Origin of the sequence: Rhizobium aethiopicum (assembly GCF_014197535.1) — a bacterium.
GTDB classification, from domain to species: Bacteria; Pseudomonadota; Alphaproteobacteria; order Rhizobiales; family Rhizobiaceae; genus Rhizobium; species Rhizobium aethiopicum_A.
Genome location: NZ_JACIFV010000024.1, coordinates 19,492 through 43,747, shown reverse-complemented (window position 1 = coordinate 43,747; position 24,256 = coordinate 19,492). Strand labels below are relative to the sequence as shown.

Sequence of the window (24,256 nt, the reverse complement as noted above, 5' to 3'; positions counted from 1 at the left end):
GACGCTCAGAACAAGGCAATGATGTTGGAGGCCGTCGTCCCGGTCAGCGCCACGATCGCCGCATGCACGGGAAGGATCGTCCCGGCCGGCACGCTCTTGAAGACGACCGGATCCACGTCCCGCCGCGGCGCAATCGCCACATCGCCGGCCGTGCCGATATAAAGTGCGCGGGCGCCGACAATGGCGCTATCGTTCGGCGTCACCACAGCGGCCCGCGAGGCCGGAGCAATCGAAGGGTCCATTGCAAATCTCCTTGTAAGGGGTGGATGTCCTGCCGACGCGGTCGCGTCGGGCGCTGCTTAGCTAGATTTCGCCAAGCGCGCTCCCCATCCCCGTCATCCGAGGGCTTGACCTGGGATCCATGCCCGCCGCTGGCGGAGGTCGACGTGGATCCTCGGGTCAAGCCCGAGGAGCAAGAGGTGAGCGCTGTGCCAAACCCGCGTGGTGTTCGATGACGCCGGCCGGAAATCCTGGCAAATGACGCAAGCCATCGAAGCGTCGCCGGCCTTCACCGTCGACATCACCTCTGGACTCAAATTTCGCAGCTTGGATTTACGGTAGGATTAAATGATCCGCCGGGGGGTGATCAAGGACTTTCGAGCACAGAAATTGCCTTCGACGCCGGTTCCAAACCGGCGAAGACGAATTCGTCAAGCGTTTGGCGAAAACATCCCTCCACCCTCCGTCATACCAGGGCTTGACCCTGGGATCCATGCCGATGCTGGTAGAGGCCAAAGGTAGATCCTCGGGTCAAGCCCCAGGAAGACGGAGCAAGGGGTGGGCGCTGTGCCAAACCCACGTGGTGTTCGATGACGCCGGCCGGAAATCCTGGCAAATGACGCAAGCCATCGAAGCGTCGCCGGCCTTCACCGTCGACATCACCTCTGGACTCAAATTTCGCAGCTTGGATTTACGGTAGGATTAAATGATCCGCCGGGGGGTGATCAAGGACTTTCGAGCACAGAAATTGCTTTCGACGCCGGTTCCAAACCGGCGAAGACGAATTCGTCAAGCGTTTGGCGAAAACATCCCTCCACCCTCCGTCATCCCAGGCCTGAGCCAGCCTGAGCCTGGGATCCATGTCCGCTCCCTTGGTGGAGGCCGACGCGGATCCTCGGGTCAAGCCCGAGGAGGACGGAGCAAGGGGTGAGTGCTCCACACCCACGGTGGTGCAGACCACTTTTGAAATCACGCCTCCCGCATTTGATAGCAGCATGCCCCGCCCGCTTTGCCAAGCTTCAGCTTCGGCGTACAAATAGCAGGCTGTCGGCCAAACGATGGAGGCGTCGGTGAAAACTGCAGGACTCTTTCTTTGCCTCGCCACTTTTCTCGGCGTCCCCATGTCCGCGGACCCCGCCGATGCCGACGAACTGGTGCGGTTCGAAAGCGCCCCCGTCAAGCTCAGCGCGTTTCGAATCCGCAAGGCTGCAGAACAAGGAGAAATTCTATCTCAACCGCGGGGCACGCCGTTGCTCGGCTATCTATCCCGCCCTCCCGGCGACGGCCCCTTCCCGGCGGTGGTTCTCCTGCATGGCTGCGATCACCTGCGCTTGAGCGTCAAAGAGCTATGGCCGAAACGGCTGGTCAGATGGGGCTATGTCGTGCTCGTTGTCGACAGTTTCACCACCCGCAAGCTCGACGACACCTGTCGAAGCGCTCTTCCCGAGCGCGTCTTCGATGCCTATGGCGCTTTGGATTTTCTATCGAAATCAAGCTTTGTCGATATCAGGCGCGTCGCCTTGATGGGCTTTTCGGCCGGCGGCACCGCGACGCTGGACGCCACAAAAAACGACGGCAATGAGCAGCTTATGGAGCGCAAGTTCAGGGCGGCGGTTGCCTACTATCCCGCCTGTGACGCCGATCGGGGCGACCCGACGATACCGATCTTGATCATGACAGGCGAGCGCGACAATTGGAGCCGGGCCGAACGGTGCCAGAAGCGGCTTGCCCGCCTCAGCGACAATGCCCCGCCCGTCGAGCTCAATGTCTACAAGGGCATCTATCACAATTTCGATGCGCCGGAGTTCCTGGTGGGAAGGAGGGTGCTGGGTCATATCGAAAAATACGACCCCGACGCTGCGGCGAAGTCCATGCGCAGCGTTTACGCCTTTCTTCGAAGATATCTGGCGAACTGATCTCAAACGGCGCGTTTGCCTAGGACTAAACGCCGCCCGGCCGCCCTGACGTCGTTGCCTGGCTCGCCGAGGACGTGAACGCCTCCTCTGCGCTCGGCACTTTTCCCTCCGGGGTCAGATCGTCGACGGCCTTGGGAAGATCGCGGCTCAGCCGGCCGAGGATCTCCTGATGCGAGAGGCCGGTATTCCTGGCGATCTCGTCCAGGACATCCGGGCCGAGGGCTGTGGCAAGTTCGCCGTCATTGATGTCGGCATTCTGCCCGCGGCGCACCCAGGATTCCATCTTGTCGCCCTGGCCGTTCTGCTGAAAGGTCTTCAGGAGGTCGCCGAGGCCGCCGCTGACGATGCTGCCGGAGGTCAATCCACCGAGAAGGCCGCCGAGACCCCCGGAACCGCCCAGTCCGCCGAGAATGCCGCCGAGGCCGCCTGATGGCTGGCCTCCGGCGCCCGCCTGCTGCGGGTTCTGCAGACCCCGCAGGAGCTCCCGGATCTTGTCCCTGTTCTGGTAACCGGCAACGGCAAGAACGGCGAGAAGCGCCTTCATTTGACCGCTCATCATGATGAAATCCTCCTGTGGTGCTCCGTGGGGTTAACGCCAGCCGGAGTGCTGAATGGGCGAAAGTTCACAATCGTGGAAAGCTCCCGCCGACGGGCGCAATGGCCCGTGCCGGCGGCATTGTTCGACTGTCACAAGTCGGTTCAGATTTCCGGGCAACCGCGCCGGTTGGCGAAGACCATCCGATCCGGCCCGCGGCGCGTCATCCCCTCGACGACGATCCTGCGCGGCGACATGCGGACGATCTGAGCGCGGCGCAGGCCTTCGCTGCGAGCGATGTCGAGCGCATCGTCGGGATCGCAGCCGCGTGGTCCGCGGCGCTCGTAGCGGTCGTAACGGTCACGGTCACGGTCGCGGTCATAAACGCCGACGCCGCCGGGGCCGATGCGCAACTCCATATCCTGCGCGGCGGCGATCGTCGGCGCGATCGTCAGGCCGGTCATCGAGGCCAGGCCGATCAACACGAACTGAAGAGACTTATGCATGGATTCCTCCCATGGCCTTATTGCTTATCGCCATACCAACATCGCCATCGGGATTTTGTTCCGTGAGGCTGGCGGAGCCGGCGCAGAAGCGCAAGAGCCTGGCACGGCAGCGCGGAGCCGCTCAGCCTGCTCAGGCGTGATGCTCCATCCAATCGACAGCGAAGCTGCAGATCGAGGCCGCATCGACCAGCACCGATGGCGCGTCTCCGATCAGGCCCTAGTGCGCCCTGCCCGCCGGCGAGAAAGGCGCTGACGATCCGGGCGAAGTAATCGCTTTCGAGGCCTGGCACAACCGGGTCGGCCGTGTCGAATTCCTCGAGCATGCGCCATACCACGCCGGCCGGTGTGGCAAAGGGCACCTCGTAGCGGCGCAGGCGCTTGTTCGGGATTTCAGCCAGGTGCTCGGCATGATGGAGAAGCGTCATCGTGTCGAGCGGGGCTCCGGCCATGAGGACCTTGCCGCCGGCCGCCACGAGTTTGGCGAGCGGCGAGCCCTCGCCATAACCGTAGTCGAGCGGGTGGTCGGCGGTGAGCCAGTCGGCCCTGGCGCCGATCGCCGCGACCGAGGCGCCCGGATTGCCGCTGCGCCGCGACCCTGCCGTGGTTCGAAGGAATTCCGGGAAGATGCCGTTATCGCGGATCGCCCGGGAGGTCGTGGGATCGAAGGGTGCGATATGGTCGCGCCATTCAAGAGGAACGCGGCCGTTCTCGTCGAGCAGTTCGTCATAGGCGCCGTTCCAGTCCGTATAGGCGACGACGGTGCCCGACGGGCCGACGACATCGCGCAGCGCATCGATGAACATGTCGGGACCGTTGAGCAACCGCCCCAGCCTGCTCATGGCGGCATGAACCATGACCATGTCGCCGGCGCGAAGTCCGAGCTTTTCCAGATCCTTGCTGAGCGAGAGACGGGTGTGAAAGTGCGGAGCGGTCATCGGCCAACGATCAGCAGGACACGACCCGGAGTCAATGCTCCCGGGCGGACTCAGGGCACCATCGCTCGCGATACCCTGCTGCCGCTCACGCGCCTCCTGCCTCCGCGCCCGCGGCGGGCTTCCGTATGGCGCACCGCTTTCAAGGACATGAAGCTGATGGTCAGCGATGACAGTCCGTGGAACCTTCCCTGGGACCGACCGGTATGGATCCTCTACCGCCGATCGGTTCCGCCGAGGCCATCCTTGCGATCTATGAAAGCTTCTGCTTCGTCCACCACGCGTTCCTTGATAACATCATGAGCATCGGAGGCAACGTCCACGGTCTTGTGATAGACTTCCGACGCTACCTCTTTACCCTGCGCGACGACGTCCTGAGCCTGATGGCTGAGGCTATCTCTCGTGCTATCTGCGGCTTCGCCGACCAATTCATCCTCGGCGTCGGTATGGGGCAGCGCCGCGCCGATCGCAGCACCGACCGCGAAAGCCAGGGCACCGCCGACGAGCGGCTGGTCGCGGAAATGGGTGAGGATCGCCTCGTTGAGTTTGCTCGTTTGCTCCTGAAGACTGGTCGCCGCCGAGGAGGATCGGCTCGACAGCGAGCTCGCCGCGTCAGACGCACGGGCGCCGAGGTCACTCGCGGCGCTTTTCGCCTGCTCCCATTTCTCCGCCGCCCAGCCGGTGGCCGCGTCGAGGATTGCACCAGTCTCGTCGGCGATCTGATTGATCTGCTTTCCGCTGGCGTCGGCGAAGCCACGATAGGTCTTGCCCGCCTCGTCCATGAAATCGCCGGCACGACCTCCTGTTTCGTCTGTCAACGCTTTCAACCTCTTGCCGGATTCATCAGCAAAATGGCTGTAACGCGCTCCGTTTTCCATTGCCGGCGGACCAATCCTGCGAACCCGGCCAGTCGCCGGATAAAGCGGGTATTCAGGATCCTTGCTCCAGATCGCCGTGTCACCTGGTGACGGACTGCCTTTTGCCATGAGCCAGGCCAGGCTCACGCCCATCAGCGCGACCGGCAGAGGGTTCTCCTTAAGGGCGCGGCCAAGATTGCTGACATACTCTGCGCCGCCGCTTCCCTTGGCGTATGCGATGACCTCATCGATGAGCTGGCCCGGCGACATCCGTTCCTGGATCGCGTCAATCCGATCTCCTATGCGGCGGCGGTCCTGGTCGATCTCCCGCTGAAGCTCTGCCGATGTTTTTTCCATTGAATTTTCCATCAGATTTTGTCCTTCACAACATCAACGTCGCGGCGAAGCGAGGTCGCAGTACGATCCAATTTCATGTTGTTGGCGCGAAGTGCGGCGAGACCCCGGGAGACCAAGCCCCAAGCGATGCCGGCAATGATGACGCCGACGATCAGAGAGGCGAGCGCACTGGCAGTGGTTTGGGTAAAACCCTGTGTCACGAGGAAGGCCGCGAGACCGCCGACAAGGGCACTCAGCAGGACGCCGACAGCCCCGATCGCCAGCACCAATCCGAATAGGAGAATCTCCACGCCGCTGAGCGCCTGTGAAAGTTTTTCCGAAGCTTCCGTCTTGGCAAGATCGATTTCCTTGCGGAGCAGGCCCGTGACATCACCTACGAGGCCACTGACGAGCTCGGAGAGGGGCGTGTTCTCTGAAGATTTAGACATTATCCTCGCCTCCGGTCGTTGGGGTGCCGGGGCGGAGGCCAATCGATGGCTCACGCGGCGCGGCAGCTGTTTGCCTTTTCGCGGAGGCTGTCAGGAAGCGGCTTGCTGCCAGGCCTGCAAGTGCGGCGATCCCGAGAAAGGCGAGCGGTTGCTTGCGCCCGAAATCCTCGGTCATGGTGGCGATTTCGCCGATGTCCTTGCCTTCCATCCGCCGAGCGACAGTCTGCACGCTGCGCCCGATTTGCCTGGCGTATCGCCCGACTTCAGCCTGACCGGAGCTTTCCATTTCGGCGCCGGCTTTCTCAAGTGCCGTTGCAACGCCGCCGACCTGGCGAGCAGCGAAGCTGGTGCGTTCGGAAAAGACTTCCTTGGCTTTCTCGACGGCCGTGTCGGTGCCTTCCTTGATCACTTCTTTGGCGGCGGAAACATCTTCGCTTACCTTCGCTTCCAGATCGGAAATGGACGTGCGCGTCTCCGGCGAAGAACCGAAACCTGGGGATGAGGACGGTGTCGGCGCCGATGTGCTTCTTCCTGCCGGATCCGTGAAATCGTTTTGCATGTCTAACCTCCCATGTCGTGCCGGCGACTGCGGCAGCCCCGAACCACGGGTGCCCCGCTTTGTTCCCCGAATGCGCTTCAAACGTTCCTCTTCGGCATGGCGCAGAACTGCGACTGCGATGAAGCAGCGCCGTCCTCGCCTCCTTCTTGATCTCTGGCAGGCGTGAGAATGGATGCTGCGAGGTAACGCTCCTCCCTGTCGCCATCGTTGAAGTAGTAGACGGCGAGCAGGGATCCCTCACCGCATTCCGCGATTCTGGGATAACCGAGATCAGCCGTGCCGCCGTCGCTGCGGATGACCTTCTCGGCGCCCCATGTCTGGCCGTCATCGAAACTCATGCGCATCCTGATGCCAAATGGCGGATCACGGTAGCCGTAGACGAGGAGTAGCCTGTCTTCGATCCGTGCGAGCGCTGGCGGATTGCCATTGCTGCCCGTGTCGCCGACGATGCAGCCTTTCCCAGTCCAGGTCTTGCCTTCGTCGTCGGAGGTGAAGGCTTCTATCCACCCCTTGCCGCCGCCCTTCCCCATGCAGCGCGTCAAGGTCAGTATGGCGCCACCGGAAAGTGCCGTGGATGCCGGCATGATCGAATAGCCCTCAGGTTCCGGGCCGACAAAGCCTTGAAGGACGAAGCTGCGCCCGCCATCCCCAGTGCGCGCGCAGAACACTCTACCTTCCGCGCCGCCCTCTTTGGAGGTGCTGAGCATGAAGAGCGCATGCTCCCTGCCAAGAGGCACGACATCGGTGCGCGCCGAGATCGGAAGATGCAAGCCGGTAAAACGATATGGACCCTGCCATGTCAGGCATCGATCCCGGCTGACATAGAACCAGCTGACAGCATCGCCCTCCACATCGGTTCTGGCGCACATGATTATCGTCTCGGGATCGAGAAAGTCCATGGGCTCATCCAGAACGCAGAGGTCATCACGGACCGACAGATGGGGACGAATCTTGAGATCGGCGTTCAGGTGCTCGTCGGCCGAAAGCGAGTGCCCACCCGGCACATGGCCGCGGAACGGCTCGCCCATCCATGTCAGTCCGCCGTCCAGGCTGCGTGCCTGCCAGGGTACGAATGGATAATCACGGTCCAGTTCGTGCAACTCCCCCTTGGCTCCGAGTTTGCCGCGCGCAAAGACGACGACGATTTCGTCACCCCAGGACCAGAGGCCATAATTTGCCGGCCAGGCTGCGAACTCACCCTGTCTGCGGTAGATTTCAAGATGGCGCATTTGCATGTCCATGGAGGCTTCCGGGCGGTTAGAGCACGTGGAATTCTCCTCCTTCCGCAAACTTCGCAGGTTTGGCGAGGTTCCAGCCCGCCTCGCAATCCCGTGCGATGTCATGGTGTCGGCTCCCCGCCGAATTCGCGGATATCCGTAAGATGACAAACCGCGGCTCAGCGATCGCATCCCCGGAACGATGGTTCAAAGACGCTAAAAACAATTAGTCTTGACTCATCAATTAGCGATACCTATTGTTTCCGCATGATCCAGACCGCCCCCATCACTACCGTCATGCGCGCCCTTGCCGATCCCACCCGGCGGGCCATGTTCGAGCAGATCGTCCTCTCCAAGGAGATCACCGTCGTCGAGTTGACACGGGCGAGCACCGTCACCCAGGGCGCCGTCTCGCAGCACCTCAAGGCGCTGAAGCTGGCGGGCCTGGTCACTGAGCGCCCCGAAGGCCGCAATGTCTATTACCGCGCCGAGCCCGAGGGGCTTGCGCCGCTTGTCGACTGGATGAGCCATTACGGCACCTTCTGGCGCGAACGTTTTGCCGATCTCAGAACCTTGCTGAAGGAAATCGATCCATGACCGACACCGCATTGAAGCCCGACACGCAGCAGATCGTCGTCGACGAAGTGTTCCCGCACGCGCCGGAAACGATCTGGAAAACGCTAACCACCGCCGAGCTGATGGGCCGCTGGCTGATGATGCCTGAAGGATTCGAGCCGGTCGAGGGCAAGCGCTTCACCTATCAGACGACGCCGGCCGGCGGCTGGGACGGCACCATTCACTGCGAGGTGCTGGAGGTGCAGCCGAACGAGCGTCTCTCCTATGCCTGGAAGGGCGGGCATGCGGACAATACCGGCTACGGCTCGCCGCTCGACACCGTCGTCACTTTCATCCTTTCCAGAGCCGAAAACGGCACCCGCCTGCGCCTCGTCCATTCCGGCTTCGTCCTGCCGAAAAACGAAACCGCCTTCCAGAAGATGGGCGAAGGCTGGAAGAAGGTCGTGAAGAATATCGGCGCCCTCGCCGGCAGCGAGGACTGATCCAGCGTCAGCCACATCACCGAATTGTTCAGGAGAAAGCAATGAGCAAGCCCTATACCGGCGGCTGCGCCTGCGGCGCCATCCATTACGAGATCGCCGCCGAGCCGATTGCGATGAACGACTGCCAGTGCCGCGACTGCCAGCGGACGAGCGGCACCGGTCACGGATCCTATCTGACCTTCCCGAGCCGGCAGGCGGTAAAGCTTGAAGGCGAGGCCAGCCACTGGCAGATGGTCGCCGACAACGGCAATGTCAAAACCCGCGGCTTCTGTCCGGCCTGCGGCGCGCCTGTTTACCTGACCTTCTCCTATATGCCCGATTTCTTCACCATCCACGCCGCCAGCCTCGACGAGCCGGAGCGATATCAGCCACAAATGGCAACCTACACCGTGCGCGGCCTCGCCTGGGATCGGGTCGACCCGGATGTGCCAAACTTCGAAAAGATGCCGCCGATGTGAGGCAGGCGCAGCGCCCGCAAAATGGTCTCTCGGGTACTCGGTCGCGAGCGGGGAAGGTTCCGCTCACGACATCGTCGCTTGCCCACCAGGGGTCGAGTTTCTTCCTGTCATTGCCGATCCAGCGCAAAATTGTCTTTGACATTTCGCCGCACAGAATATAACCATTTAGCTATATAGCTGATTGGTGATGCATGGACGAGCGACTCGATGCGATTTTTTCCGCCCTCTCAGACCCCACACGGAGAGCAATTCTCGCGCGGCTCGCCAACGGCAAGGCGACCGTAGCCGAGCTTGCGGATCCCTTCGAACTGTCTCAGCCCGCCATCTCAAAGCATCTCAAGGTCCTGGAACAGGCCGGCTTGATCCGTTCTGGCCGGGAAGCGAATTCGCGTCCCCGCATCCTGGAGCCGGCAGCCTTGAAGACAATTGCGGATTGGGTCGCCGATTACCGGCGCTTCTGGGATGAAAGCTTCGACCGTCTCGATGACTATCTCTCCAAGGTACAAGGATACGAAAAATGACCAATCCAGAGACCGCCAGCGACAACAGCCACGACCTGGTTCTCGTGCGAAGGTTCGATGCCCCCTGCGATCTCGTTTTCAAGGCATGGACCGACCCGCAAGCCTTGGTGCAATGGTGTGGTCCTCACGGCTTCAAGGCTGTAGGCGACAGGCTGGAAGCCTGGCCCGGCGGCAGACACCGCGCCTGTCTGATCGCACCGGACGGAGAAGAGCATTGGGTCGGCGGAAAATATCTGGAGGTCGAGCCGCCGCACAGGCTTGTCTTCACCCATGCCTGGGAGATCGTATCAGGCGAAACCAGCCCCGAAACGATCGTCACCATCACCTTCAGGGAAAGCGAAGGAGGCACGGAAATGACGTTTCGGCAGAGTGGATTTGCAAGCGCATCCTCACTTGAGGGTCACGAATCCGGTTGGTCGCAAAGTTTCGAGCGATTGAGCTTTTTTCTCGGAGCTGAACCCGAAGGGCCGAACCATGCGTAAGGCGGCGATGAAGCTCTACTATTGCGAGACGCTCAATCCGCGGAAGGCCTGCGCCGCCGCTCGTTTTCTTCAGGCCGACGTCGAGTTCGTCAGGGTTGACCTGGCTAGCGGAGAGCAGCGCAGCGCGGAATTCCTGGCGCTGAACCCGAACGGCAAAGTCCCGGTGCTGCAGGATGATGCCGGAACCTTATGGGAAGCGAACGCCATCATGTGCAGGCTGTCTGACGCAGTCGCGTCGGATTTCTGGCCGCATGACCACCGGCAGATCGACGTGCTGCGCTGGTTGAGCTGGGATGCCAGCCATTTCACCCGGCACGGGGCGACGCTGTGGTTTGAAACCTTGATCAAGCCGTTGTTCGGCGGAGAGCCTGACGTCGCCGTGATCGAAGACGCGAAGACGAGTTTTCGGCTCCATGCCCGGGTGCTCGACGATCATCTGGCAGCCAACAGCGTCGCCGTCGGCAAGACACTGACCGTCGCAGATTTCGCATTGGCCGCCGCGCTTCCTTATGCAACCGATGCCGACATACCACTCGCCGAATTCCGGCATATCCAAAAGTGGTACGGACGGCTTGAAGAACTGAATGCTTGGCAAAACCCTTTTCCAGCCTGAGAGGTAAAGTCTCTGAGAACATCGTCGTCTCTCGACCTCTTCTCCGCAGCAACGATTCGTGTATATATTGCCACTATGCCGAGCACACCACGCCGCAATAGGCCGCGTTGCTGCAAAGCACCCTGAGCATTGCCAAACCGGCGGGTACATTCTCTCGTGAGCACCACAAGATACTTGCTGATATTGCCGCTAATGGCGGCCATTGCCTACATGGCGATCGTGGCTCTGGTCTATTTTTCGCAGCGGAGCCTGCTTTATCCCGGAGCTGGTGCCACACCTGCTGCTGAGCACGCGGCTTGGGGCGAGGCGGTCCAAGTCAAGACGCCCGACGGCGAGATGCTTCAGGGACTGTACAGCCAGGGCGACAGCGACAAGCCCTGCGTTCTCCTCTTTTTCGGCAACGGCGACCGCGTCGACAATTACGCCTTTCTCGCTCAGGCGCTGGCCGCACACAGGATCGGCTTGCTGGCGATTTCCTATCGCGGCTATCCCGGATCGACCGGCTCACCCAGCGAGCAGGGGCTGCTGACGGACGGTATCGCCGCATTCGACTGGCTTTCGGCACACGACGGAAGCGAGATCGTCGTGCTCGGCCGGTCACTTGGCACCGGCGTTGCTGTGAACACGGCCGCGAACAGGCCGGCCGTTGGCGTCATTCTTGTATCGCCGTACCTGTCGGTTCTGTCGGTTGCGCAGGCGCGTTTTCCGTACCTCCCGGCTGAAATTCTTCTCAAGGATCCGTTTCGATCGGACCTCAACATCGGCAAGGTCAGACAACCGAAGTTGTTCCTGCACGGCCGGCTTGATGACAGCATCCCGCTGTCTTCAGGGCAGGCACTGTACGAGATCGCACCCGAGCCCAAGCGAATGGTGATCTATGACGGTGTTGGCCACAACGATATTTTCAGCGGCAGCCTGGTCGCTGACGTCATCCGTTTCGTCGAAGCGCTGAAAGGAAACGGCCCGAGATCCCGTCACGAACGGGAGCCGGTTCCCGGCGGGACCCGGTCTGACGGCGAAGATCATCGCGATGGTTCGGCTTCGAAACCATAGGCTCTTTCAACGAGCGCCACGCGGATTTCATAACGCGTATACCAGGCTGCCCGGCCCCGGCGTTGTGCTTCGACATGATCGACAACCGCTTTCCAGGCGCGGATGCTTTCTTCGTCCCGCCAATAAGAGTTGATGATGCCGAAACCATCAGCACGGCGGGCGCTTTCGAAACCCAGAAATCCGGGCTGCTGCCTTGCCAGTTCCACCATCGCAGCCCCGACGTCACCATAGCCGTCCTCGATCTCCGTCCGTTGCGATGAGAAGCAGACGACGTAATAGGGTGGTGCAGGTAAGGTCGCGATAGACATGCCAAACCCTCGTTGCCGACCGACAGGAAATATTTGCAACCATCCATCGTGCGGTCAATCCGCAACCCATGCCTGCACAAGGCAGAGGTAACGCGGCAACTCTCTCCGAGCTCGCAGCGGTTGGCGCGATATCTCACATTGCAATCACCTGAGCATAAGATAAACGTGAGTTTGTATATTGCTAAAACCATGGGGCGAAAGAAATAATGCTGCGTCTGCGATTTTTGAAAGAGAATCATATCTCGATTTCTCTGATTTCCGTCATTTTGGGCCTGTCCGGATGCGTCACCAGCACCGACGGCATTCAAAAATCTCAGGATCAAAGTCGCGCTCTGAGTGGAGAGCGGACAAAAATGGGTCAGTCTTACAATCTGAATGCCGATTGCACAGCCGCGACAATACCCAAGGTGCGGCTGGTGCAAGCGCCGGCGCATGGGTCGGTGAATTTTGTCAGCGAAGGTGTTTATTCAAACTATAAAGAGTCGCAGCGCGTGAAGTGCAATTCCAGAAAATCTCCAGGCGTTTCGGAATACTACAGCTCCCAAACCGGCTATTTTGGAAAAGACATGTACAAGGTCAGAGTGTCTTACGGTGAGGGAACCGTGAAGGACGTCACCGTCAATATCAATGTGATCAAGAACTAAAGACGCTCTTGCGGTGCGCGGGCTGCGAGTTCGGCCGAGACGCACCCCCACTCTCCGTGATTCCAGGCCTTGCGCCTGGAATCCATGGCCTTGGCCGATCACGCTAAGGGCAGATCCTTGGGGAACGACAGCGAAAGGCGCCGCCCTGCCCTGCGCCTTGCCGCGTGCACTCTTCGCTAGTCCTTGCTCAGGAAACGCGCGCGATCGACATGGCACTTGCCGGCCACGCAGCAGAGCCACGAAAGCCTCGACTTCATTGGCGCACAGAGTGACAAAAGCCGCGTCGTCCGCATCCATTTGCCAGCCTGCAACTGAGCTCCAGCGCACTCAGGACGTGTGAGGAGTGACAGAATTCTACCCATAAAGAGCTAATTGGAAAGTCCAAAGGATCGGAGCATAGTCCGCCCAGTGGAGTTCAGCGCGCGTGGGGAAATGCGGGACACTGGACTCCTGCGGCCACGCCTCGACGACTTAGCAGGCAACATCGACAGGTTGATGCGGAGGTAGCGTGATGGCGCAGGGCGTTGTTTCTCTCAGCGGGACTCTGACTCAAGATCAGACTTTGGCGGCAAACGTCACGGATGTTGACGGGTTACCATCGGGGACGGTCATTACCTATCAGTGGCAGCAGAGCAGCGATAACGGTGCCACATGGAGCAACATAACAGGTGCAGCCACAGCCTCCCTGACCTTGCAGCAAGCCCAAGTCGGGAAGCGGGTGCGGGCAACCGCTGCTTACACCGATGCTTTGGGTAACCAGGAACTGGTTGCCAGCACCAACAATGCCGCCGTCGCCAACGTGAACGATATCGGCGTCGTCACGATCACCGGTACACCCCTACAAGGCCAAGCCCTGACCGCCGCGGTCTCGGAACCGGATGGGCTCGCCAACGTGTCGATCACATATCGTTGGCAGCAACTGATCGGAACCACCTGGAGCAACATCGCGGGCGCCACCAGTTCAACGTGGACACTTCAGGCAGCGCAGGTCGGCAGGCAAGTCCGCGTCCAGGTAACCTATAAAGATCAGTCGGGAGGAACCGAAAACAATCGAACCAGCCTGGCCACGTCCCCGATCGTCGCGAGTAATCCTGCCGGCAACGACCTTGGCGTCGTTTCCATCATCGGGGCCGCAACTCAAAATCGGACGATCGCGGCTGGTGTTACCGATGTCGACGGGCTCCCGACCGGGACCATCGTCGCTTACCAATGGCAGCAAAGCAGCGATGGCGGCGGCACGTGGGGCAACATTGCCGGTGCCACTGCGAAAACACTCAGCCTGCAGCAAGCACTGGTTGGGAAGCAGGTTCGAGCGACCGCCACCTACACCGATGCCCTTGGGAACAACGAGACGGTCGCCAGCGGTCCGACGACGGCAGTCGCCAACCTGAACGACATAGGCGTGGCGACGATCACCGGTACGCCGGTTCAAGGCCAAGCCCTGACCGCGGCCGTTACCGACCTCGATGGGCTCGCCAACGTGTCGATCACCTATCGCTGGCAGCAGCTGATCGGGACGACATGGACCGACATCGCCGGAGCCACCGGTCCGAACTGGACACTCCAGGCGGCGCAGGTGGGCAGGCAAGTCCGTGTGAGGACCACTTACACCGATCAGCTGGGTGGTATCGAAACCAACCGGGCGAGCGCGCCGACCGCAGCGATTGTCAGCGCCAACAACCACCCGGGTGTGCTTGGCATCAGCGGGACCGCGACGCAAGGTCAGGTGTTGACGGCCGCTGTTACCGACGCGGACGGCGTGCCGGGATCGGTGACCTATCAGTGGCAGCAGAGCAGCAGCGGCACCACCTGGAGCAATATCGGCGGAGCGACTGCCAAGACGCTGACCCTGCAGCAGGCCCAGGTCGGCAATTTCGTGCGGGCAACGGCCAGTTACATCGACAATCTGGGCAACAGCGAGAATGTCACCAGCCCGGCGACGCCCTCGGCAGTCGCCAATGTCAATGATCCCGGCGTGATCTCGATCAGTGGCATAGCGAGCCAAGGCCAGACCTTGACCGCCAGCCTGAGTGACATCGATGGCCTGCCGGCAAGCGTCAGCTACCTGTGGCAGAGCAGCGACAACGGCACTACGTGGAGTGACGTCGCGGGTGGGCAAAGCCTGACTTTGAGCAGCAGTCTTGTCGGCAAGCGCGTGCGGGTGAATGCCACTTATACCGACCTGCGTGGCACTGGCGAGACCGTCGTAAGCGCGGCGACTGCCCCGATTACCTCAGTAAGTTCCAGCCCCGTCAGCCTCTTCACCACCCAGACACCGGCCCAACCCAACTTCACCGACGGACCTGGAGTGGACTGGGAAGTCGGGATGCGCTTCGTCAGCAGCAATACCGGTTCGATCCAGGCGGTCCGCTATTACAAGTCTCCCAGCGAGACCGGCACGCATGTCGGCCGCATCTGGTCGGCTACCGGGCAGCAGCTGGCAAGCGTCACCTTCACCAATGAGACGGCCTCAGGCTGGCAGCAGCAGACTTTGGCAAGTCCGCTGGTCATCAATGCCGGCACCACCTATGTCGTCTCGGTCAATGCCAACAGCTACTATTCGGTGACCTCGAACGGCTTTGCCAACCCAATCAGCAATGGCGGATTGACCGCCCCGGTCGGCGCCGGTGTCTACAACGAAACCATCGGCACGTTTCCAACCCTTGTCTACCAGAACGAAAACTACTTCCGTGATGTCGTGTTTTCTGCTGCGGCGGCGAATCCCGACAACCACCCGGGTGTGCTTGGCATCACCGGGACCGCGACGCAAGGTCAGGTGTTGACGGCCGCCGTCACCGACGCGGACGGTGTGCCGGGATCGGTGACCTATCAGTGGCAGCAGAGCAGCAACGGCACCACCTGGAGCAATATCGGCGGAGCGACTGCCAAGACGCTGACCCTGCAGCAGGCCCAGGTCGGCAATTTCGTGCGGGCAACGGCCAGTTACATCGACAATCTGGGCAACAGCGAGAATGTCACCAGCCCGGCGACGCCCTCGGCAGTCGCCAATGTCAATGATCCCGGCGTGATCTCGATCACTGGCATAGCGAGCCAAGGCCAGACCTTGACCGCCAGCCTCAGTGACATCGATGGCCTGCCGGCAAGCGTCAGCTACCTGTGGCAGAGCAGCGACAACGGCACTACGTGGAGTGACGTCGCCGGCGGGCAAAGCCTGACCCTCGGCAGCAGTCTCGTCGGCAAGCGCGTGCGGGTGAATGCCACCTATACCGACCTGCGTGGCACTGGCGAGACCGTCGTGAGCGCGGCGACTGCGCCCATTACCTCAGTAAGCTCCAGCCCCGTCAGCCTCTTCACCACCCAGACACCGGCCCAACCCAACTTCACCGACGGGCCTGGAGTGGACTGGGAAGTCGGGATGCGCTTCGTCAGCAGCAATACCGGTTCGATCCAGGCGGTCCGCTATTACAAGTCTCCCAGCGAGACCGGCACGCATGTCGGCCGCATCTGGTCGGCTACCGGGCAGCAGCTGGCAAGCGTCACCTTCACCAACGAGACGGCCTCGGGCTGGCAGCAACAGACTTTGGCAAGCCCGCTGGTCATCAATGCCGGCACCACCTATGTCGTCTCGGTCAATGCCAACAGCTACTATTCGCTGACCTCGAACGGCTTCGCCAACCCGATCAGCAATGGCGGATTGACCGCCCCGGTCGGCGCCGGTGTCTACAACGAAACCATCGGCACGTTTCCAGCCCTCGTCTACCAGAACGAAAACTACTTCCGCGACGTCGTCTTCTCTGCTGGATCAAGCGTTGCCTTGCGGGACAACGCCACCATCTACGTCAGTGAAACAGCGGGCGCTGCAACAATCACCGTCGTTCGCACAGGCAGTACGAGCGGACAGCTGACACTGGAGTACACGACCAACGAGATCGGCGGAGCCGGAGCGGCACAGGCTGGAGCGGACTATACGTTGCCGACCTTCAATGGCCGAGCCAATACCGGGCAAGTTGTTTTCGAGGACGGCGAGAGCAGCAAGACGTTTGCCATCCCGATCGTCAATGATCCTGATGCCGAAGGGACCGAGACATTTTCTGTCGGCATCCAGAATCCCGGACCTGGTGGCTCCCTGGCAGCGCCGCGGACTGTTCTGGTCTCCATCGTCGACAACGATTCCGCACCGACCATCTCCCTGAACAATCCGGTCATCACCTTGTCGGAGGCGGCCGCCGCCGCCACCATCACGGTTCAGCGCAGTGGAAACATCGATGCCACGGCCACCGTCGCATATGCAACGAGCAATGGCAGCGCGATCGCGGGCTCCGATTATATGACAACAACGGGCGTGCTCACCTTTGCCGCAGGGCAAGCGATCCAGACCATTTCTGTTCCGCTGCTCAACAACACGGCGGCCGAGAGCAACGAAAGCTTCACTTTAACCTTGAGCAACCCGACAGGTGCTGTCCTGGGGAGCCAAACGACTGCGACCGTCAACATCCTGGACGACGACAGCAACCTCGGCAATCTGGTCCGACAGACCGTCGTGTCCGGCTTGACCGAGCCAACGGCCCTCGATTGGACTCCCGATGGCCGCTATATGGTTGTCGCGCAACAGAATGGCATTGTGCGGGTGGTGGACAACGGCACGCTGCGATCGACACCGCTTGTCGATCTGTCCAGCCAGGTCAACTATACGCCCGGAGATCGGGGGATGCTGGGGCTGGCAATTCATCCGAACTTCGCGGCAAATCCATACGTCTATCTGCTCTACACTTACGATCCCCCGGAAACCGCGAATGGAACCGGCCTGGCGGGACCGGATACCAAAGGGAACCGTCCTTCGCGCCTCGTTCGGCTTACGGTCAATCCCAACACGATGATTGCCGATCCGGCCAGCATGGTCGTGCTGGCCGGTACCAACAGCACCTGGGCATACACCAGCCGTCCGGATCTCGACAGTACCGGCGCTGTGAACATACCGCCGTCCGGCATCGTCAACGGCACCACCATTACCGCCCCTGCAAGCCAGATCGAGGTGGGAACGCAGGACAACGATCCAGATCGCGCCGGAATTCAGAACCAGAATATTCGGGACTATCTGGCGACGGACAGTGACTCCCATTCCAATGGAGCACTCCATTTCGGGCCCGACGGCATGCTGTACTTCAGCAACGGAGACGGCACCTCATACAATTTCATGGACCCTCGCACGGTTCGCGCTCAAGACGTTCACAATCTGTCCGGCAAAGTCCTGAGGATAGATCCGATGACCGGCGCGGGCGTTCCGGGGAACCCCTTCTATGACCCCGCAGATCCGAACAGCAATCAGTCCAAGGTATTCTATTCGGGCGTGCGCAACGCCTATCGCTTCACCTTCGATCCAGTGACCAACCTGCCCGTGCTCGGAGATGTCGGCTGGACCACTTGGGAGGAAATAAATACCGGCCCTGCAGGATCGAATTTCGGTTGGCCGTATCTGGAAGGTCCCGGCCGAACGGGCGGCTACCAGGATCTCCCTCAAGCGATCAGCTTCTACAACAATGGGAACCGAAACAGCCCTTCTGATCAGCCTGCTGTTTTTCCGCTGCTATCGAGAAGCCACGGTTCGCCCGACAACGCCACTGCGATCACCGTCGGGGACTTCTACAACGACAACACCCTGATGTTTGCGGATCTTGTCAATGGCAATGTCTACACCGCAACGATGAACGCAAGCCGGCAGATCTCGAACGTACAGGTCTTCGATACGGGCGTCCCCTATCTGGTAGACATTCAGAAGGGACCTGACGGCTGGCTTTACGGTGCCGATTTGGGCACCGGCACTATCCGTCGCTGGGCAGACCCCAATGCGCCGACCGGCGCGACCCTGTTGACACCGACTTGAGCCGCAGCATTCGGGAGGGGATTGGTGGCACGGATCAGTCAGTCGTCGTGAACAGCAGCGCCAGGCATTGTGGACATTGGAACATGAGCCGCCGCCAAACATTATGTGCTTGCAACATGGCTCATTCCCATTGAAGGAGATTCCACGTGAATAACTTAATCTGGCTCGTCGGCGCCGTAGTCATCGTGCTCGCTATCCTGAGCTTCTTCGGCTTCCGTTGAGAAAGAAGTGCGGCGGCTCAACTGCACCATCCATGAACGCAGGAGCACGCCGCTACGCCGGACGAAAAACCCGACCGGCGCAGCATGTTATATGGGGAGCATTAGCAGCGACTTAAATGTCTGCCGTCGTACCTACTGTGGATCGAGGCTGTCCCGTCGAACTCGCGAGCTGGACGCGTCCGCTTGATGGCGCCTCAAACAGAAACGGCGGCATGAGGCCGCGGGTGTTAAAACCCTTCACTTTGATAAGATCCTAGGATGAGCTCGACTGATCATTCGGCGATTTCTTTCGAACGATCTTGGAAGTGGACTCGGGCAGTCTCGTCAAGATCGATCAGCTTGTCGATCGCTTCCTGATCAACGGCGGGGTGATCGGGCGTAGTGCGGTTCCGGTACGATGCCGGAAAAAAGCCCCGCCGAAACGGGGCAAGTCTTGACAACACGGATCGCACAGGAGGAACACCCGTGCTTTCCTGTTGCCTCAACGAAACAGGGACCGGCTAGGTTCCGTTACAGCGTGGAGATCGTTGAACTCAGCTTCGGCCTTCTTAATTGGCCAATCTCCGCTTGCTACGATTTTGATTTTCGCCAGCCGGCCGCCCAAGCTTCGTCTATGTGATCCGAAACGGCCTGCAGTGGAAGGATGTGCCGTTTATCCGAGCTCGTCGAACTCGCAATCACGAGATGAGGTGTTGAATGGCCCTTCCGACGAGCCGCAGTTCGTCGAACTGCGTCACAAATTCATACGATATGACAAAGAAACCAGAGAAGAACAAACCTGGAAAGCGCTCCTCAACCGTTAGCACAGACGGCATCAATAGCTTCTGAAGAGGGCGTGCAACCAGAAGGGCTGTGCACACGCCTACAAAAGCGCCACCCAGGATGTCGGTCGCATAATGATAGCCAGCATAGATGCGCGGCAGGCAAATCACGAACGTCGACCAGATGAAGCAGGCCGCACCAAGCCGTCGGGATGCACGCCACATCGTTGTCGATACCGCGAAGGTCAGCGCGGCATGGTCACTGGGGAATGAACTCCAATGCTCAAGCGCTTTCGGATCAACGCCCAAAGGCAGCACGAAGTCGGGATTGCCTGAATGCAGCGGCCTGAGACGCTCTGGCAGAAACAGTTGTATAAATCGAGATATGCCAATTCCGAAGAACATGTCTATGATGCATTCGACAACAACTGACTTCCACTTATTTCGAAAAAACCATAGAAACCACAATAATATAAATAAAGTCAGAAATTTTACGGTGTTCAAGTCAAGAAAATGAATAATTAGCTTATTCGCTGTAATCGACCTTGATGAATACTGAGCCATCAGCTTCATCACGAAGGTGTCGAGACTATTCAGCATTGAGAAGCCAGCCAATTTTCTTTGGTTTGAGTGATCTATGATGTTATACTTATGTCATCATCCCGTTAGGACCACTTGCGGCAGCCGACGACACAGCAACAGTGCTCGGCGATCACGTTCGCTCCCGAAGCCGTCGAATGCCTTCACAGCGGCGTCTCGACGGCGACTTGTTCCCCGCATTGGCACGAAATGATCGAGATAGCGCCGTAAGACGCTCGCGACGGCGACCGCAGAGGCGGCATCGGTCAAGGCGCGGGATTGCGTCATTGTTCAACACTTCAGTCGGTTCTCTCTTACCTCGAGCTTTCGTCTCAAAGCCTGTTCCTGCTCGTAGGTCTTGTGAGGAAAATGCTCCCAGCACCACCAGTGAACCGGTATCGCCTTCGAGGGGCTGTGGCCGAAGCCGCCCCACTCGCCGCAACCCTCTTCCTCGCAGTAGTGCTCAATGATCACATTAGCGCCCGGCGCCGATACAGAGAAAATGCCCCGCAGGTAAGCGCACGGGGCATTTTGTACTAACGTGCCGCCAACCGGAGGAGTCGCGGCTTGTAGAAGAATGACATGTTTCTCTGGCGGTTCAACTAGCCTTAAATGCTAATCTTGTTGTGGAAATTAGGTCGCGCTGAGATCAACCAGATTGATAATCTCCGGTCCACCATTGCTGAAGGTGGTTACCCGGCGGGAGGTTCGCAAGTTAGTAAGTTTAGGCAATTGATCATCTACAGAACCCCACCATACTTTTATGTGACACGGCCGTATGACAATTAAAAGGTAAAGTTATGCGTACAATGCTAGCAGTCGGCGGGGCCGCCGTGATCGCAATGTACTTTCTCGGCGGCATGAGCGCGAGACATGAGATCTTTCCCTGGCCAGAACTTTCCGCGATGAAGAAAATGGTTGTCGGAGAGAAGGCTGCGGCTCCAAGCCGTTATACTTTCGACGACAAGCAACGACTCATCGGGGATGAATCGAAAACGCTTGTGACCTGCCCTGCTCAAACTGATCGAACTGCTGTCTTGCTCATTCTTGGCCAATCGAACGCGGCCAACCACGGCGGACAACGGTACCGGTCAAATTATGGCGCGCGCGTTGTAAACGCCTTTGACAAACGGTGCTTCATCGCGGCATCGCCACTTCTTGGATCGACCGATACCAGGGGAGAGTACTGGACGCTTCTCGGGAACAAATTGATCGAATCGGGACAAAACGACAGCGTCATCCTCGCACCTCTCGCATATTCCGGATCTCAGGTCGCACGATGGGCGCCAGGCGGGGACCTCAATCCTATGCTGGTCGATACAGTGACACAGCTTCACGATTCCGGTTATCGGGTAACGAGCGTCCTCTGGGTGCAAGGAGAGGCGGACCTCGTTCACGGCACCACCGGGGAGGCCTATCAGGAACGTTTCCTGTCGATGGTCGACACATTACGTCAGAACGGCGTCGAAGCACCCGTTTACATTTCGATCGCATCGAAATGCCTGGAACCGAGCAACGGCGGCTTCAAGGAGCACATTCCGGACAATGCGATCGTACGGGCGCAACTGGCCCTATCAAGAAGCGGCCAGGGTATCCGAGAGGGCGTCAATTCTGACGCGTTACTCGATGGAGACGACCGCTACGACGATTGCCACTTCGGTGGCACAGCCGGGGAGAAAGTGTCGCAGGCCTGGCTGAATCTTCTGCGTGGCGAGAGCCTCCTGGAATCCTCACCACAGTCTTCGCTTTTGGGGCCACCGGCCAAAGCGGGGCGAGTCTTGTCAACACGGATCACACCGAAGGAATACTCGTTGTTTCCTGCTGTGCAACAAGACGGAACTGGTAAGTGAGCGGTTGCGAAGCCGAACTCGACGCCGGCTGGGGCTTAAATGAGCGGTCGGCCCGCACATGTGCAAAGAGGCAGGGGAGTGGACCAAAACCTTGCTTCTGCGCTGCCCGACACCTCGGCCATGAATGAACGGCGGTTCCGGCCCTCAGCTAAGGCGACGGTTCCGATGCCGCTGCGGATCTAGATTGACCGGGCTGATGATCTCGGGGCCGGTATTCTTCAGATTGTCAACGCCCGTGCCGATCGGCCACATGGTCATAAGGTCGGCCGAGTATGGCTTCATCAGGTCGAATGGATTTGGATCAGGAGATAGCCAGCGCTCATACTCCTGCCGACGGAGAATGACTGGCATTCGTTCACTGAGCGTCTTCATCATCTCATTCGGCGCGCAGGTGATGACGGCGAAGGTACGGATATCGATGCCGGCCGGGTGGCGCCAGACCTCCCAAATGCCTGCGAGAGCAAACAAAACGTCCGTCTTCATCGCGATAGCATAGGGTTGTTTTTCTCGGCTGTGGGGGGACGATTTCCACCCAAAGAATCCGTTGACTGGGATCAAGCAGCGGCGAGACCGGTAGGCAGGTCCGGCGAGTTTGTGTGAGGCAATCTTTTCGCAGCGGACATCGACCAATGGGAGACGCCGGTCGCTGGGCGTTCTAGATGCCGACACCAGCCCCCACTTTGCTATTACAAAGACCGGGGCAACGATACCGGTTCCCGGCGCTGCTTCTTGGATGATGATCGGATAGACTTGGCTTGGTGAGCCGTTGTATCGAGGGATGCGGTCAATCAAGCCGTCAAGCTCGCCTTGTCCGGCGAAAGCGAAACTACGCGCGAGGTCGTGAAGCGATTCTTTGATATAAACGCGACTACACATTCGGTATTCCGTGGGGGGGGAGACTACTTATTTAGATATAACCCTCCCTCAGCAGGTCAAGGCAGCCGAAATGTTTTCCCCGCCGGCACTTGTGAAGCGCCAATACTCCATATGGGTCAATTGCCTTTTAAGATATGGCTGATCAACTGGCGGTATGACAAAGCCGCCTCGCAAGCCTTCCCAGTCGGAACTGGCTTTAAGGCAAGCCGCAAGAACCTGATCGCGATCAAGCCGAAACTCGTCGCCGAGATCCAATACGGAGGCTGGACGCATGACGAGAAGCTCCGGCACCCGTCATATAAGGAGTTGAGGGAGGAGAAGGATGGTCATGGAACTCGGGCCAGACCGTCACGACAGGAAAGTCTCAGCGCCAAACCAACCCAAAATTAGACCGTCAAGCTAGGTATGAACGACCACTCCTCGGCCATGAACTCAAGCGTTTCGTCGCGAAAATAGTAGAGAAAATGTCGTGAGTTAGCGGTGTCTGAATGGATTGTTTCCCACGGCACGGCATCGCGGATCGGGTCGTGGCCAACTAACTCATAAAATTCGCCCCAACGCGGAGCTATGCCACTGTAGCGACCATGGCCATCTACCTTATACCATTCATGATCGTTGGTGTCGTCCCAGCGCCACCGGCTGCAGCCAATGAAGCTTAGAGTGCCCCATGTCTCATCAAACTTCGGACCGGCCTTCCAAAATAGGTTCAAAGTCCTGAGAATACCCGACGGTTTTTCGTCGCGCGCGGGCCTATGCGAGCGGAAACAGACGTTGACCTTGGAGCCCGCAACTGAAACCTGAGGCGCGGGGGCATTTGGCTCGGCAACCCAACCCTGGCCGAGCTGTAGTTCTACAAACTTTAGCATGGACGAGGACTAGCCGAATTGCATGACGGTTTCCACTCGACGTGTCATCAAGCATAGGTTCACGGCCCAGTTCCGCTTTTTTGTTTCTTCTGGCATTGCTTACGACTCGGTGCATGAAATACTCGTCGTGTTGCTGGGGGCGCCATCCGTCATATAAGGGGCTGCGCGAGGTGTCGGATAACGCGGCTGTTTTTGACTTAAAACGGCAAGGCTAAATAGTTCCCGCCAGGCCTAAAATTATGAAAATCAACATAACGGAGGTCACTACCACGAAAGAAGGTCCGGCGATAAAGAACTTCTCTTTTGGCTTCATCAACACGCAATCATCATCACCTCCGCGATCGGCCCAGTGGGCCTCAGGCCCGAAATCTTCGGTGAAATTGAAGCCGTTTCTACTGTAGAAGATGATCGACCTGATGAACCAATACCAGTAGTAGGCGCAAAAGGGGCCCACGATGCACAGAGCAATCCATAGCTGAATTCGATCTTCGCTCAATCAAGCTTCCCCATCAACATCGCCATCTTCGTCCAGTTCGTGCACCGGAAGTGTTCTTCTCCGTCCACTCCCGGACGATAAACCTTATGGCGTCGCAACGCC

At 59.4% G+C, this 24,256-nt stretch carries 23 protein-coding genes and 4 pseudogenes; 12 read left to right on the top strand and 15 right to left on the bottom strand.

All coding sequences use genetic code 11. The features are described from left to right. Positions 1-5: 5 nt before the first annotated feature. The gene (locus tag GGD53_RS25000; protein WP_128398695.1) at positions 6-242 is read right to left on the bottom strand and encodes a spike base protein, RCAP_Rcc01079 family; all 237 of its coding nucleotides are present in this window, start codon (positions 240-242) and stop codon (positions 6-8) included. A 1,035-nt stretch (positions 243-1,277) separates the two neighbouring features. Here GGD53_RS25000 and GGD53_RS24995 point away from each other — a divergent pair. Further along, positions 1,278-2,135, top strand: coding sequence for a dienelactone hydrolase family protein (locus GGD53_RS24995; RefSeq protein WP_184459439.1), 858 nt, complete (start codon positions 1,278-1,280; stop codon positions 2,133-2,135). Between the two features lie 25 nt (positions 2,136-2,160). Here GGD53_RS24995 and GGD53_RS24990 read toward each other — a convergent pair whose 3' ends face one another. From GGD53_RS24990 to GGD53_RS24960, 7 genes and pseudogenes are all read right to left on the bottom strand, one after another. Further along, positions 2,161-2,694 (bottom strand): YidB family protein, encoded by a 534-nt coding sequence (locus tag GGD53_RS24990; RefSeq protein WP_184459438.1) that lies wholly within the window; start codon positions 2,692-2,694, stop codon positions 2,161-2,163. Positions 2,695-2,834: 140 nt separating this feature from the next. Further along, complete coding sequence (locus GGD53_RS24985; protein WP_184459437.1) at positions 2,835-3,176, bottom strand: hypothetical protein; 342 nt, start codon at positions 3,174-3,176, stop codon at positions 2,835-2,837. Positions 3,177-3,306: 130 nt separating this feature from the next. Continuing rightward, positions 3,307-4,111: pseudogene (gene aac(3), locus GGD53_RS24980) on the bottom strand (aminoglycoside 3-N-acetyltransferase). Between the two features lie 212 nt (positions 4,112-4,323). Continuing rightward, a complete protein-coding gene (locus GGD53_RS24975; protein WP_184459436.1) occupies positions 4,324-5,334 on the bottom strand; it encodes a DUF3618 domain-containing protein in 1,011 nt (336 codons plus the stop codon). Next, positions 5,334-5,750: a phage holin family protein gene (locus GGD53_RS24970; protein ID WP_184459435.1), complete on the bottom strand. Its 417-nt coding sequence runs from the start codon at positions 5,748-5,750 to the stop codon at positions 5,334-5,336. Before GGD53_RS24970 ends, GGD53_RS24975 begins: the two co-directional genes overlap by 1 nt. Beyond that, positions 5,743-6,309 carry a nutrient deprivation-induced protein gene (locus GGD53_RS24965; RefSeq protein WP_184459434.1) on the bottom strand — a complete coding sequence of 189 codons (567 nt, stop codon included), beginning with the start codon at positions 6,307-6,309 and terminating at the stop codon, positions 5,743-5,745. The genes GGD53_RS24970 and GGD53_RS24965 overlap by 8 nt, the downstream gene beginning before the upstream one ends. Before the next feature lie 77 nt (positions 6,310-6,386). After that, positions 6,387-7,550 (bottom strand): sialidase family protein, encoded by a 1,164-nt coding sequence (locus GGD53_RS24960; protein ID WP_246717880.1) that lies wholly within the window; start codon positions 7,548-7,550, stop codon positions 6,387-6,389. Positions 7,551-7,793: 243 nt separating this feature from the next. Here GGD53_RS24960 and GGD53_RS24955 point away from each other — a divergent pair, with 243 nt between their 5' ends. From GGD53_RS24955 to GGD53_RS24925, 7 genes are all read left to right on the top strand, one after another. Continuing rightward, entirely contained in the window at positions 7,794-8,123 is a 330-nt protein-coding gene (locus GGD53_RS24955) for an ArsR/SmtB family transcription factor (protein ID WP_184459433.1), read from the top strand. After that, positions 8,120-8,584 (top strand): SRPBCC family protein, encoded by a 465-nt coding sequence (locus tag GGD53_RS24950; RefSeq protein ID WP_184459432.1) that lies wholly within the window; start codon positions 8,120-8,122, stop codon positions 8,582-8,584. Before GGD53_RS24955 ends, GGD53_RS24950 begins: the two co-directional genes overlap by 4 nt. A 41-nt stretch (positions 8,585-8,625) precedes the next feature. Continuing rightward, positions 8,626-9,042 carry a GFA family protein gene (locus GGD53_RS24945; RefSeq protein WP_184459431.1) on the top strand — a complete coding sequence of 139 codons (417 nt, stop codon included), beginning with the start codon at positions 8,626-8,628 and terminating at the stop codon, positions 9,040-9,042. Between the two features lie 191 nt (positions 9,043-9,233). After that, positions 9,234-9,563 (top strand): ArsR/SmtB family transcription factor, encoded by a 330-nt coding sequence (locus tag GGD53_RS24940; RefSeq protein ID WP_184459430.1) that lies wholly within the window; start codon positions 9,234-9,236, stop codon positions 9,561-9,563. Next, the gene (locus tag GGD53_RS24935; protein ID WP_184459429.1) at positions 9,560-10,045 is read left to right on the top strand and encodes an SRPBCC family protein; all 486 of its coding nucleotides are present in this window, start codon (positions 9,560-9,562) and stop codon (positions 10,043-10,045) included. The genes GGD53_RS24940 and GGD53_RS24935 overlap by 4 nt, the downstream gene beginning before the upstream one ends. Beyond that, positions 10,038-10,658 (top strand): glutathione S-transferase family protein, encoded by a 621-nt coding sequence (locus tag GGD53_RS24930; protein WP_184459428.1) that lies wholly within the window; start codon positions 10,038-10,040, stop codon positions 10,656-10,658. The genes GGD53_RS24935 and GGD53_RS24930 overlap by 8 nt, the downstream gene beginning before the upstream one ends. A 156-nt stretch (positions 10,659-10,814) precedes the next feature. Beyond that, positions 10,815-11,711 (top strand): alpha/beta fold hydrolase, encoded by an 897-nt coding sequence (locus GGD53_RS24925; RefSeq protein WP_184459495.1) that lies wholly within the window; start codon positions 10,815-10,817, stop codon positions 11,709-11,711. Here the strand turns inward: GGD53_RS24925 and GGD53_RS24920 are convergent. Then, entirely contained in the window at positions 11,681-12,019 is a 339-nt protein-coding gene (locus GGD53_RS24920) for an antibiotic biosynthesis monooxygenase family protein (protein ID WP_184459427.1), read from the bottom strand. The genes GGD53_RS24925 and GGD53_RS24920 overlap by 31 nt on opposite strands. A 206-nt stretch (positions 12,020-12,225) precedes the next feature. Between GGD53_RS24920 and GGD53_RS24915 the strand changes: the two genes are divergently transcribed. Next, a complete protein-coding gene (locus GGD53_RS24915; protein ID WP_184459426.1) occupies positions 12,226-12,663 on the top strand; it encodes a hypothetical protein in 438 nt (145 codons plus the stop codon). A 511-nt stretch (positions 12,664-13,174) separates the two neighbouring features. Beyond that, a complete protein-coding gene (locus tag GGD53_RS24910) occupies positions 13,175-18,505 on the top strand; it encodes a DUF4082 domain-containing protein (protein ID WP_184459425.1) in 5,331 nt (1,776 codons plus the stop codon). Positions 18,506-19,403: 898 nt separating this feature from the next. Here GGD53_RS24910 and GGD53_RS24905 read toward each other — a convergent pair. Beyond that, positions 19,404-20,087, bottom strand: a complete 684-nt coding sequence (locus GGD53_RS24905) for a phosphatase PAP2 family protein (RefSeq protein WP_184459424.1) — start codon at positions 20,085-20,087, stop codon at positions 19,404-19,406. Between the two features lie 270 nt (positions 20,088-20,357). Beyond that, complete coding sequence (locus tag GGD53_RS31995) at positions 20,358-20,579, bottom strand: hypothetical protein (RefSeq protein WP_246717882.1); 222 nt, start codon at positions 20,577-20,579, stop codon at positions 20,358-20,360. A 287-nt stretch (positions 20,580-20,866) separates the two neighbouring features. On the opposite strand from GGD53_RS31995, the pseudogene GGD53_RS24900 reads away from it, so the two are divergent. Then, positions 20,867-21,799, top strand: a pseudogene (locus GGD53_RS24900) (sialate O-acetylesterase); the annotation flags it as partial. A 261-nt stretch (positions 21,800-22,060) separates the two neighbouring features. Here GGD53_RS24900 and GGD53_RS24895 read toward each other — a convergent pair. After that, the gene (locus tag GGD53_RS24895) at positions 22,061-22,792 is read right to left on the bottom strand and encodes an SOS response-associated peptidase (protein WP_184459422.1); all 732 of its coding nucleotides are present in this window, start codon (positions 22,790-22,792) and stop codon (positions 22,061-22,063) included. Positions 22,793-22,999: 207 nt separating this feature from the next. Between GGD53_RS24895 and GGD53_RS24890 the strand changes: the two are divergent. Beyond that, a pseudogene (locus tag GGD53_RS24890) lies at positions 23,000-23,182 on the top strand (hypothetical protein); the annotation flags it as partial. On the opposite strand, the gene GGD53_RS24885 reads toward GGD53_RS24890, so the two are convergent. From GGD53_RS24885 to GGD53_RS31990, 3 genes and pseudogenes are all read right to left on the bottom strand, one after another. Beyond that, positions 23,179-23,658 (bottom strand): hypothetical protein, encoded by a 480-nt coding sequence (locus GGD53_RS24885; protein WP_184459420.1) that lies wholly within the window; start codon positions 23,656-23,658, stop codon positions 23,179-23,181. The pseudogene GGD53_RS24890 and the gene GGD53_RS24885 sit on opposite strands and share 4 nt — an antisense overlap. 211 nt (positions 23,659-23,869) lie before the next feature. Beyond that, positions 23,870-24,154 (bottom strand): hypothetical protein, encoded by a 285-nt coding sequence (locus GGD53_RS24880; protein WP_184459419.1) that lies wholly within the window; start codon positions 24,152-24,154, stop codon positions 23,870-23,872. Next, positions 24,155-24,254, bottom strand: a pseudogene (locus GGD53_RS31990) (CopG family transcriptional regulator); the annotation flags it as partial. Positions 24,255-24,256 lie beyond the last annotated feature (2 nt).

What these genes read in the sequence shown, in the direction of transcription:
- GGD53_RS25000 (WP_128398695.1), bottom strand. Translation starts at nt 242, where the DNA reads ATGGACCCTTCGATTGCTCCGGCCTCGCGGGCCGCTGTGGTGACGCCG.
- GGD53_RS24995 (WP_184459439.1), top strand. Translation starts at nt 1,278, where the DNA reads ATGGAGGCGTCGGTGAAAACTGCAGGACTCTTTCTTTGCCTCGCCACT.
- GGD53_RS24990 (WP_184459438.1), bottom strand. Translation starts at nt 2,694, where the DNA reads ATGATGAGCGGTCAAATGAAGGCGCTTCTCGCCGTTCTTGCCGTTGCC.
- GGD53_RS24985 (WP_184459437.1), bottom strand. Translation starts at nt 3,176, where the DNA reads ATGCATAAGTCTCTTCAGTTCGTGTTGATCGGCCTGGCCTCGATGACC.
- GGD53_RS24975 (WP_184459436.1), bottom strand. Translation starts at nt 5,334, where the DNA reads ATGGAAAATTCAATGGAAAAAACATCGGCAGAGCTTCAGCGGGAGATC.
- GGD53_RS24970 (WP_184459435.1), bottom strand. Translation starts at nt 5,750, where the DNA reads ATGTCTAAATCTTCAGAGAACACGCCCCTCTCCGAGCTCGTCAGTGGC.
- GGD53_RS24965 (WP_184459434.1), bottom strand. Translation starts at nt 6,309, where the DNA reads ATGCAAAACGATTTCACGGATCCGGCAGGAAGAAGCACATCGGCGCCG.
- GGD53_RS24960 (WP_246717880.1), bottom strand. Translation starts at nt 7,550, where the DNA reads ATGGACATGCAAATGCGCCATCTTGAAATCTACCGCAGACAGGGTGAG.
- GGD53_RS24955 (WP_184459433.1), top strand. Translation starts at nt 7,794, where the DNA reads ATGATCCAGACCGCCCCCATCACTACCGTCATGCGCGCCCTTGCCGAT.
- GGD53_RS24950 (WP_184459432.1), top strand. Translation starts at nt 8,120, where the DNA reads ATGACCGACACCGCATTGAAGCCCGACACGCAGCAGATCGTCGTCGAC.
- GGD53_RS24945 (WP_184459431.1), top strand. Translation starts at nt 8,626, where the DNA reads ATGAGCAAGCCCTATACCGGCGGCTGCGCCTGCGGCGCCATCCATTAC.
- GGD53_RS24940 (WP_184459430.1), top strand. Translation starts at nt 9,234, where the DNA reads ATGGACGAGCGACTCGATGCGATTTTTTCCGCCCTCTCAGACCCCACA.
- GGD53_RS24935 (WP_184459429.1), top strand. Translation starts at nt 9,560, where the DNA reads ATGACCAATCCAGAGACCGCCAGCGACAACAGCCACGACCTGGTTCTC.
- GGD53_RS24930 (WP_184459428.1), top strand. Translation starts at nt 10,038, where the DNA reads ATGCGTAAGGCGGCGATGAAGCTCTACTATTGCGAGACGCTCAATCCG.
- GGD53_RS24920 (WP_184459427.1), bottom strand. Translation starts at nt 12,019, where the DNA reads ATGTCTATCGCGACCTTACCTGCACCACCCTATTACGTCGTCTGCTTC.
- GGD53_RS24915 (WP_184459426.1), top strand. Translation starts at nt 12,226, where the DNA reads ATGCTGCGTCTGCGATTTTTGAAAGAGAATCATATCTCGATTTCTCTG.
- GGD53_RS24910 (WP_184459425.1), top strand. Translation starts at nt 13,175, where the DNA reads ATGGCGCAGGGCGTTGTTTCTCTCAGCGGGACTCTGACTCAAGATCAG.
- GGD53_RS24905 (WP_184459424.1), bottom strand. Translation starts at nt 20,087, where the DNA reads ATGCTGAATAGTCTCGACACCTTCGTGATGAAGCTGATGGCTCAGTAT.
- GGD53_RS24895 (WP_184459422.1), bottom strand. Translation starts at nt 22,792, where the DNA reads ATGTGTAGTCGCGTTTATATCAAAGAATCGCTTCACGACCTCGCGCGT.
- GGD53_RS24885 (WP_184459420.1), bottom strand. Translation starts at nt 23,658, where the DNA reads ATGCTAAAGTTTGTAGAACTACAGCTCGGCCAGGGTTGGGTTGCCGAG.